Source organism: Mycobacterium sp. TH-M82, from assembly GCF_057473605.1.
In genome coordinates this window covers 1-3,271 of the sequence record NZ_JBYCKY010000051.1, presented here as the reverse complement: position 1 = coordinate 3,271, position 3,271 = coordinate 1, and the positions used below count along the sequence as shown (strand labels likewise).

Below are 3,271 nucleotides of genomic sequence, written 5' to 3'. Positions count from 1 at the left end.
AACGCGGGCTGTGCGCGGGTGGCGACGTGGTGGCGATCTACCACAGCGCGCGCGCCGGCGGGGCCGCCGCACGGCGGTTCTGGCACGACGAGTACCTGCTCAACGCCCAGATCGGCCGGTTCGCCAAACCGTACGTCGCCGTGATGGACGGCATCGTGATGGGCGGTGGTGTCGGTGTCGGCGCGCACGCCAATACCCGCGTGGTCACCGACACCACCAAAATGGCGATGCCCGAGGTAGGTATCGGGTTCATTCCCGATGTCGGCGGCACCTATCTGCTGTCCCGGGCGCCCGGCTTGCTGGGGTTGCACGCCGCGCTCACCGGGGCGCCGTTCTCCGGGGCCGATGCCATCGCGCTGGGCTTCGCCGACCACTACGTGCCACATGGGCGCTTGGGCGATTTCACCGCCGCGATCGTGAAGGGCGGAACGACCGCCGCACTGGCCGCCCACGCCGTCGAACCACCGCCAAGCACCCTCGCCGCGCACCGCGACTGGATCGACGAGTGCTACGCGCACGACACCGTCGCCGACATCGTCGCCGCACTCGCCGACTGCGACGCCGCCGATGCCAACGACGCCGCTCGCCTGATCACCACCCGCTCGCCGATCGCGTTGTCGGTGACGCTGGAATCGGTGCGCCGAGCCGCCGAGCTGCCCACGCTGGAAGACGTTCTGGCTCAGGAGTATCGCGTCTCATCGGCGTCACTGCACTCTCACGACCTGGTGGAGGGCATCCGAGCCCAACTGGTCGACAAGGATCGCAACCCCACGTGGTCGCCGGCGACGTTGTCCGAGATCGGCGCCGCCGATATCGAGGCTTATTTCGCCCCCGCAAAACCGGAACTCACCTTCTAAGGAGACGCAGTGGCTTGTGAAAAGGCTTACCAGACCATCCTGGTGGAGCACGACGGACGGGTCGGTACGATCACGCTGAACCGACCGGAGGCGCTCAACGCGCTCAACAGCAAGATGATGAACGAAGTCACCGGCGCTGCCGAGGAGCTCGATGACGACCCGGGGATCGGCGCCATCGTGATCACCGGAAACGCGAAGGCATTCGCCGCAGGTGCCGACATCAAGGAGATGGCCGCGCTGAGCTTCGCCGAGGTGTTCGCCGCGGACCTTTTCGCTGCCTGGTCCAGACTGGCGGCGGTGCGCACCCCGACGATTGCCGCCGTCGCCGGACACGCGCTCGGCGGCGGGTGCGAGCTGGCGATGATGTGCGACCTGCTGATCGCCGCCGACACCGCAAAATTCGGCCAGCCGGAGATCAAGCTAGGGGTGCTGCCCGGCATGGGCGGCTCGCAGCGGCTGACCCGGGCCATCGGAAAGGCCAAGGCGATGGACCTGATTCTGACCGGGCGCACCATCGACGCCGCCGAGGCCGAACGCAGCGGGCTGGTGTCACGGGTGGTGCCGGCTGATGACCTGCTGAATCAGGCCAAGGCCGTCGCCGACACCATCGCGGGGATGTCGCTGTCGGCGGCCCGGATGGCCAAGGAGGCCGTCAACCGCGCGTTCGAGTCCAGCCTGACCGAAGGGTTGCTCTACGAGCGCCGGCTGTTTCATTCGACCTTCGCCACCGACGACCAAACCGAGGGTATGACGGCGTTTATCGACAAACGCGCCCCCAACTTCACGCACCGTTAGGCAGTCGATGTGAGCGAGCGCGCACTGGCCGGCCCTGAACCCGCCGTCGAATCTCCGCCCGCATCGAAGCCGTGGTGGGTGCGCCACTACACCTTCACCGGCACCGCCGCCGGCCTGGTGCTGCTCTGGCTGTCGCTGACGCCGTCGCTGTTGCCCCGCGGCCCGCTGTTCCAGGGGCTGGTCAGCGGCGGTTCGGGTGCTGTCGGCTACGGACTCGGGGTCTTCGCGGTGTGGCTGGTCCGCTACCTGCGCTCGAAGGACACCAGCCCGCCGGCGCCCCGGTGGGCCTGGATGGTGCTGATAGCACTCGGCAGCGTCGGCATGGCCGCGATGATCGTTGAGTTTCACACCTGGCAGGACGAGGTCCGCGACCTGATGGGGGTAGCGCACCTGACGTGGCACGACTACCCCACGGCTGCCGCGCTGTCCATGGTGGTGCTGTTCGTGCTGGTGGAATTGGGTCAGCTGACCCGAAAGCTGTTCGGGTTCCTGGTGCGGCAACTCGACCGGGTGGCACCGCGGCGGGTCTCGACGGTCGTCGTGGTGTCGCTGCTGGTGGCGCTGAGCATCGCGGTGCTCAACGGCGTCGTGGCGAAGGTAGCAATGCGCACCATGAACAACACCTTCGCCGCGGTCAACGACGAGATGACCCCGAACCGGCCTGCGCCGAGCACGCCGCTGCGCTCCGGCGGCCCGGAGTCACTGGCCTCCTGGAAGTCGCTGGGCCATCAGGGCCGTATCTTCGTGACCAGCGGTCCTACCGTCGGCCAACTGAGCAAGTTCAACGGAACTCCGGCGATCGAACCGATCCGGACCTACGCCGGGCTGCGCTCCGCCCGCGGGATCAAAGCCACCGCCGAGTTGGCCGCCCGTGAACTGCAACGCACCGGAGGTCTGGGCCGCGCCGTCGTCGCCGTCGCCACCACCACCGGCACCGGCTGGATCAACGAAGCGGAAGCCTCGGCGCTGGAATACATCTACAACGGCAACACCGCGATCGTGAGCATGCAGTATTCGTTTCTGCCCAGCTGGCTGTCCTTTCTGGTGGACAAGGAGAACGCCCGCCAGGCCGGGACGGCGCTGTTCGAAGCCGTCGACAAGCTGGTCCGGGTGATGCCGGAGGCCCGGCGGCCCAAGCTTGTGGTGTTCGGGGAGAGCCTGGGCTCGTTCGGCGGCGAGGCGCCGTTTGAGAACCTCTACAACGTGCTGGCCCGCACCGACGGCGCACTGTTTTCCGGGCCGACCTTCAACAACACCATCTGGCGGGACCTGACCGTCAACCGCGATCCGGGTTCACCGGAGTGGCTGCCGATTTACGACGACGGCCGCCACGTGCGGTTCGTCGCCCGCCCGGACGATCTGGATCGCCCCGACCCGTGGGGCCCGCCGGGTTCAATACGGGTGGTGTATCTGCAACACGCGTCCGACCCGATCGCCTGGTGGAGCCCGGAGCTGCTGTTCCGCAGACCGGACTGGTTGGCCGAGCCACGCGGCTACGACGTGTTGCCCCAGATGAATTGGATTCCGGTGGTGACCTTCCTCCAGGTCTCGGCCGACATGGCGGTCGCCGTCGACGTGCCGTCCGGGCACGGCCATCACTACGTCAAAGACGTGGCCAA

Annotated in this window: 3 protein-coding genes; all 3 read left to right on the top strand. The window is 67.6% G+C overall.

Going from position 1 to position 3,271, the window contains the following annotated elements:
- Nucleotides 1-857 (top strand): 3-hydroxyisobutyryl-CoA hydrolase (locus AC2VON_RS01650; RefSeq protein ID WP_486951372.1); only part of this gene is annotated, 857 nt, incomplete at its 5' end.
- Nucleotides 858-866: 9 nt separating this feature from the next.
- A complete protein-coding gene (locus AC2VON_RS01645) occupies nt 867-1,652 on the top strand; it encodes an enoyl-CoA hydratase (protein ID WP_486951371.1) in 786 nt (261 codons plus the stop codon).
- Between the two features lie 24 nt (nt 1,653-1,676).
- Nucleotides 1,677-3,271 (top strand): alpha/beta hydrolase (locus AC2VON_RS01640; protein WP_486951373.1); only part of this gene is annotated, 1,595 nt, incomplete at its 3' end.